This window comes from Mycobacterium sp. UM_Kg27, from assembly GCF_000972905.1.
Taxonomy (GTDB): Bacteria; Actinomycetota; Actinomycetes; order Mycobacteriales; family Mycobacteriaceae; genus Mycobacterium.
The window spans coordinates 1-6092 of sequence record NZ_JRMM01000190.1; the positions used below are offsets into that span (position 1 = coordinate 1).

Sequence of the window (6092 nt, forward strand, 5' to 3'; positions counted from 1 at the left end):
TCACCGAACCGCGCACAGTCCTCCGAAAACGACATGGTCGCCGCAACCTCTCATCGAGAGTGTTGCGACGACCATGTGAACCCGCCCAGGTCCGGGGGGCCTTGTCGCCGGACGGCGCTCCTTTGCGGGTGCGGTGGTGAACCTGATCAGTTAGCCTTGCGGTTACTGAGAGATTCCGGTGTGTTCCTACGCCGTTGTTCATCCGGAGGGTAGCCATGTCAGCTCGTCGCCATCGCCTGGTGGGCGCCGTAGGGGCCGTCGGTGCGGTCCTGGCGCTGGGCGCGCCCGCCCCGGCCGCTCAGGCTGACTGGGACGACCTGTTCGAGCCCCTCATCGACGCGATCAGTTGGGTCGACCCGGGCATCGCCGCCGACACCGATCCGGGTGCGGCGCTGTCCTCGTTGGACACCCTGTTCAACGGCTGGTACCAGGACCTCATCTACAACCCCCTCAACAGCATCGCGCCATGGCTGTTCGGTGAGAGCCTGCCCGGCAGTGCCGTCGCGTACGGCCCGGACAGTGCCAATCTGCCGGACAGTTTCACCGTCCCGATGGAGGTCAATCTCAACACCCAACCGGTGATCAATGTCTCGGTGGGCGGCGGCGCGCAGACCGAGGTGCTGGTCGACACCGGTGCTGCCGGACTGGTCATCCCGATCTGGAACATCAACCCGTTCGGCATCACCGGTCTGCCGACCGGTTTCAACATCGGTCAGTTCGGCGGCGCGCTGAACTACTTCTATTTAGAGCTGCCCACCACGGTGACCTTCACCGGCGTGGACGGGGACACGCTGACCGCCGACACCACGGTGGATGCGGTGCTGTTCGCCTTCCCGGCGGACCTCAATCCCTTCGGCTCCTGGTCCATCTACGACTACCTGGCCGGTTCCTCCACCGGCATCTTGGGGATCGGACCGAACGCGCTCGGACCCACTCCCGACCACATTCCGACCGCCGACCTGCCGGGCACTCTGGGCAACGGCGTGCTGATCGACCAGCCGGGCGGCAGATTGGTCTTCGGGGACAACCCACTGGAGGGCGGAACGGTTATCCAGGGGGCGCCGTGGACACTCCCCACCAGTGATCTGAAGGTGAGCATCAACGGCGAGGCGCCCTCGACGGTCAGGGCGGTGATCGACTCCGGCGGCGTGTACGGCACCATGCCGACCTCGGTGCTCAGCGCTGCCGGCGTCAGCCCGACCGCCAACGGACAGCTGCCCAGCGGGACGACCATTGAGGTGTTCACCAAGGACGGAACTCCGCTGTACTCCTACACGGTGGGCACGCAGCCCGGCGAGGTGCGCAGCCCGACCGTGATCGCCAGCGGCGGTATGAACACCGGCAACTGGCTGTTCGCCCAAGAGCCGGTCTACATCTCGTACAGCCCGGATGGCGTCGGGCAGACCATCGTGGGTGGCACCCCCATCATTCAACCGTGATGAGGTAGTGGCCGGGAGCCCGTCTGCCGGCCAAGCGTTGTTTGGCGCTTTCTTGGCTGAAACCCCTGGTGTTCTACGCCCCTGGGTGGTTTAGCTGACCCCGGTTGGTTACGGCTCAGCGGGTGTCCGTGACCTCACGCGGGAGGTTTCGGAGATGGCAGCTCGTCGACGCATGATCGGCGTGACCACGGCGGTCGGGGCGTTTCTCGCGCTGGGAGCTCCCGTGCCGACAGCACACGCCGACATCGATGACCTGCTGCAACCCATCATCGACGCCCTCAGCGGGTTCGACCCCGGCATCGCTGCCGACACCGGTCCGGGCTTCGCGCTGTCCTCGCTGGACACCATGTTCGACAGCTGGTACCAGAGCCTCGTCTACACCCCGATCAACGAGCTTGACCAGTGGATCTTCGGGGGGCCGCCGATGCGAGCGTGGCCGGCAGCGCTGCCGCGTTCGGCCCGGACGCCACCACCGCGGACACCTTCACGGTCCCGCTGGAGGTCAGCAGCGGCACCGAACCGGTGGTGAACGTCTCGGTGGGTGGCGGACCGGAGTCGTCAGTGCTGGTCGACACCGGCTCGGCTGGTCTGGTCATGCCGATCTGGGACATCAACCCGTTCGGGATCACCGGCCTGCCCACCAGCATCAACATCGGTCAGTTCGGCAATTCGGTGGACTACGTCTACGCGGAACTGCCCACCACGGTCACGTTCACCGACGCCGCCGGCGCCACCGTCACCACCGGTACGACCGATGTCGATGCCGTGTTGTTCGCCTTCCCGGTCAGTATGTCGGCACTGTTCACCGGGTGGAATATCAGCTCCTACCTCGGCGATAACGCCGACGGCGTCTTAGGCATCGGGGCGAACGCAGCCGGGCCGACCCCTGACAGCATCCCGACCACAGCGCTGCCGGGTGCTCTCGGCGACGGTGTACTGATCGACCAGAAGGACGGCACCCTGACCTTCGGCGCCGACCCGCTGACCGGCGGAGTCACCGTCGACGGCTCGCCGAACTCGACGCTGTACGTGTCCTTCGACGGCGGCAAAACGGCCACCCAGGTCGGATCGGTCATGGATTCCGGTGGGGTGAACGGGACGATCCCGGTAAGCCTGACGAACGGAAGCGCGGGGGAGGTTCTGGCCGCCGGCCAGCAGGTCAGCGTGTACACGGGCGACCCCACCAAGGGCGGTACGCTGCTCTACGACTACACGGTCGATCCGACCTCCGCCAGTAGCCCGACGATCGTGTCCGGCACCTCGATGAACACCGGCAACTGGCTGTTCCAGCAGAACCAGGTGTACGTCTCGACGGCCGGCAACGGCTCCATGCACATCGTTGCGAACAAGGTCGTGACGCCCTAACGCCGCGGTGATACCGGGTTGTGACCTGAGGACGTTCGTCAGTCCCGGCCGAGAACAGATACGCTAGGCCCAATGGTCCCGCTCTGGTTCACGCTGTCCGCGCTGTGTTTCGTCGGCGCGGCCGTATTGCTGTACGTGGACATCGACCAGCGGCGCGGCCGTAGCCGGCGCCGTAAGTCCTGGGCCCGTTCGCACGGTTTCGACTTCGAGCCGGAATCCGCCGAGATCCTCCACCGCTGGAAGCGCGGCGTGATGTCGACGGTGGGCGAGGCGCCGGTGCGCAACGTGGTGCTCGGCCAGATCCGCGGCGAGGCCGTCTACATCTTTGACCTGGACGAAGTGGCGACCGTGATCGCCCTGCACCGCAAGGTCAGCACCAACGTCGTCGTCGACGTGCGGCTCAAGGGTCTCAAAGAACCGCGGGAGAACGACATCTGGCTGCTCGGAGCGATCGGCCCACGGATGGTGTACTCCACCAATCTCGACGCGGCGCGCCGAGCCTGCGACCGGCGGATGGTCACGTTCGCCCACACCGCTCCGGACTGTGCCGAGGTTATGTGGAACGAGGCGAACTGGACCCTGGTGAGCATGCCCATCACCAGCACCCGCGCCCAGTGGGATGAGGGCCTGCGCAGCGTTCGCCAATTCAACGACCTGCTGCGGGTGCTGCCGCCGAGCCCACGGCGGCAGTCCGCCGAAGCCGGAGCCGCCGCAACCGGCCGCCGCAACGGGCAACCCAGCCGTCCGCTCGGGTCGTCGGGCGCTGCTGAGGGCGGGGACGAGAACGAGTCCGCGCAGCTCCCGCCGGCGTCGCGAGCAGCCGCGCCGGCACCGGGCAACGCCCCCTCGGCTGCCGAACCGCAGCAGCGCCGCCGGACCAGCCGGGAGAGCTCCTCGGACGTGCTGCACGCGCCCGGCGGTCGCAACGGTCGCCAGACCGCGCACTATCAGCGCTGACAGCCTCGTTAGGCTGTCCGTCATGTCTCGCCCCGTTGCTGTGGTGACCGGGCCCACCTCCGGGCTGGGCGCCGGCTATGCCCGCCGCTACGCCGCCGATGGCTATGACCTGGTCCTGGTCTCCCGCGACGTCGAACGCCTGGAAGCGCTGGCAACCGAACTGCGGGGCAGCCACGGCGGTGCCGTCGAGGTGCTACCAGCCGACCTGGCCGACGCTGCCGGCCGCGCCAAAGTTGCCGAGCGGCTGCGCGCCGGGGTGCGGGTACTGGTCAACAACGCCGGGTTCGGCACGTCCGGGGAGTTCTGGACCGCCGACCCGGCCCTGCTGCAGTCGCAACTGGACGTCAATGTCACCGCGGTGATGCAACTGACCCGCGCCGCGCTGCCCGCGATGATCGAGGCGGGTGCCGGCACCGTCATCAATATCGCCAGCGTCGCCGGGCTGCTGTCCGGACGCGGTTCGACCTACTCGGCGTCCAAGGCCTGGGTGGTGTCGTTCACCGAAGGTCTGGCAGGCGGACTGCACGGCACCGGCGTCGGCATCCACGTGGTCTGCCCGGGATACGTCCACACCGAGTTCCACGAGCGCGCCGGAATCGATATGGCCACGCTGCCATCCTTCATGTGGATGGAGGTCGACGATGTGGTCGCGGCCAGTTTGGCCGACATCGCCCGCGGCGAGGTGGTCAGCGTTCCGGGCCTGCAATACAAGGCATTGACAGCCGTCAGTCGGCTGATTCCGCGCGGGCTGTCGCGCACGCTGACCAACACATTCGGGAGGGGCCGTGGCCGCACTTAACAACGACGAACGCGATGAGCTCGCCGCGCTGGTGCGCGAGCTGTCGGTGGTGCACGGCCGTGTGACGCTGTCCTCTGGGGCCGAAGCCGACTACTACGTCGACCTTCGCCGTTCCACCCTGCACCACCGCGCCGGCGCCCTGATCGGGCGATTGGTCCGCGAACTCACCGACGACTGGGACTACGCGGCCGTGGGCGGCCTGACCCTGGGCGCAGACCCGGTGGCGACCGCCGTTATGCACGCTCCGGGTCGCCCGATCGACGCATTCGTGGTGCGCAAGTCAGTGAAAGCGCATGGCATGCAACGCCTTATCGAAGGGTTCGACGTGGCCGGCCAACCGGTTCTGGTGGTGGAGGACACCAGCACCACCGGTGGGTCGGCGCTGACCGCGGTGCGCGCGGTGCGTGAGGCGGGCGGCAAGGTGGTCGGTGTGGCCACCGTGGTAGACCGTGCCACCGGCGCGGCCGAGGCCATCGAGGCCGAAGGCGTGCCGTATCGCAGTGTGCTCGGCCTGGCCGAGCTGGGCCTGGACTGAACTCTCCGAGGACGGTTGTGCGGAGTCTGATCGCGCTGACATCAGCGTTGGCCGTCGCCTGTGCCGCGGCCTGCTCGGGTTCCGGCACGGCCGGCCCCTACGGTGCCCACAGCGCCCCGATCGGTTCGGCTCGCACCATCCTGGGCTGGGAGATGACCCTGTCCAACCTGCGGTGGGAAGTCGACTACGCGCTGGTCGACGTCAAGGCCCGGGTCGCCGATGCCGATGCCCCGCACGCCGCCGCCGGTGAACTGCGGTTCGGGGTGTACGGCACCCCGGCGCACCCGATCGAGGCCACCGGGCTGGGCAGCTGCCGGCTGCTGGGGGAATTGGTGCCGACGCCGCTGTCGGCCAAGGAACCCGACCAGCTCAACGGGACCGTCTGTTTGGGTCCGCTCAAGGAGCGCAGCGCGCTGCGCGGGATGTATGTCTACTCGCCGGCCGACCGGATCAAGGACACCACGGTGGCCTACCCCGCGGCGTTCCCGGTGGGGCTGGCGCCGGTCAATCCGGGCGACACCGGTCTGCAGCTCACCACCCAAGGCGTGGCGGCCTACCGGGCCGACGGCGTGCCGCTGGCGCCGACGGCCCTCGGCGACCCGAAAGCGTTCACCGGCGCCGGCTCCATGGTGCTTAACCTGTCGGTCGACGCGGTCGCCTCGCAGTACCGCGACGACGCCAAAGCCCGTGGCGGACCGCTGATGTTGATCGCCGGACCCTCGACGCCGATACCTGGACTGGGCGCGGACTGCGTCGCGGCGGGATCGTCGGTGTTGATCCTGCCGGAGGCGTCGCTGAACTCGGTACACGTGCCGACCTCGCTGTGCACGCACGGGGAGATCAACGCCGCGCTGCTGTATCCCACGGTGTCGGTGGCGGGCACGCATGCAGCCGTGTGGACCATCTCGTGACTGAGTCGTCGGACCATCCCGATTCATGCGGCGGTCCCAGCTTCGCCTCTCCTCCGTCGAGCCTCGCTGAACCGCCGGTTTCATGC

Annotated in this window: 7 protein-coding genes; all 7 read left to right on the forward strand. The window is 68.0% G+C overall.

All coding sequences use genetic code 11. The annotated features are described in order from the left end of the window. The first annotated feature begins 215 nt into the window (after positions 1-215). The 7 genes from LI94_RS19835 to LI94_RS19865 all read left to right on the forward strand — a co-directional run bounded on the left by LI94_RS19835 (position 216) and on the right by LI94_RS19865 (position 6006). Entirely contained in the window at positions 216-1439 is a 1224-nt protein-coding gene (locus tag LI94_RS19835) for a PecA family PE domain-processing aspartic protease (protein ID WP_046302276.1), read from the forward strand. Between the two features lie 154 nt (positions 1440-1593). After that, entirely contained in the window at positions 1594-1968 is a 375-nt protein-coding gene (locus LI94_RS24725; protein WP_239651279.1) for a hypothetical protein, read from the forward strand. Then, complete coding sequence (locus LI94_RS19845; protein ID WP_239651280.1) at positions 1872-2804, forward strand: PecA family PE domain-processing aspartic protease; 933 nt, start codon at positions 1872-1874, stop codon at positions 2802-2804. The genes LI94_RS24725 and LI94_RS19845 overlap by 97 nt, the downstream gene beginning before the upstream one ends. A gap of 72 nt (positions 2805-2876) precedes the next feature. Next, entirely contained in the window at positions 2877-3761 is an 885-nt protein-coding gene (ttfA, locus tag LI94_RS19850; RefSeq protein ID WP_046302278.1) for a trehalose monomycolate transport factor TtfA, read from the forward strand. 22 nt (positions 3762-3783) lie between these two features. Further along, positions 3784-4560: an SDR family oxidoreductase gene (locus LI94_RS19855; protein ID WP_024442024.1), complete on the forward strand. Its 777-nt coding sequence runs from the start codon at positions 3784-3786 to the stop codon at positions 4558-4560. Then, the gene (gene pyrE, locus LI94_RS19860) at positions 4547-5095 is read left to right on the forward strand and encodes an orotate phosphoribosyltransferase (RefSeq protein ID WP_024442025.1); all 549 of its coding nucleotides are present in this window, start codon (positions 4547-4549) and stop codon (positions 5093-5095) included. The genes LI94_RS19855 and pyrE overlap by 14 nt, the downstream gene beginning before the upstream one ends. 17 nt (positions 5096-5112) lie before the next feature. Continuing rightward, positions 5113-6006, forward strand: a complete 894-nt coding sequence (locus LI94_RS19865; RefSeq protein WP_046302279.1) for a hypothetical protein — start codon at positions 5113-5115, stop codon at positions 6004-6006. The last annotated feature ends 86 nt before the right edge of the window (positions 6007-6092 follow it).

Bases quoted from the DNA above. Each gene is read 5' to 3' on its own strand.
- LI94_RS19835 (WP_046302276.1), top strand. From the start codon at position 216: ATGTCAGCTCGTCGCCATCGCCTGGTGGGCGCCGTAGGGGCCGTCGGT.
- LI94_RS19855 (WP_024442024.1), top strand. From the start codon at position 3,784: ATGTCTCGCCCCGTTGCTGTGGTGACCGGGCCCACCTCCGGGCTGGGC.
- ttfA (WP_046302278.1), top strand. From the start codon at position 2,877: ATGGTCCCGCTCTGGTTCACGCTGTCCGCGCTGTGTTTCGTCGGCGCG.
- LI94_RS24725 (WP_239651279.1), top strand. From the start codon at position 1,594: ATGGCAGCTCGTCGACGCATGATCGGCGTGACCACGGCGGTCGGGGCG.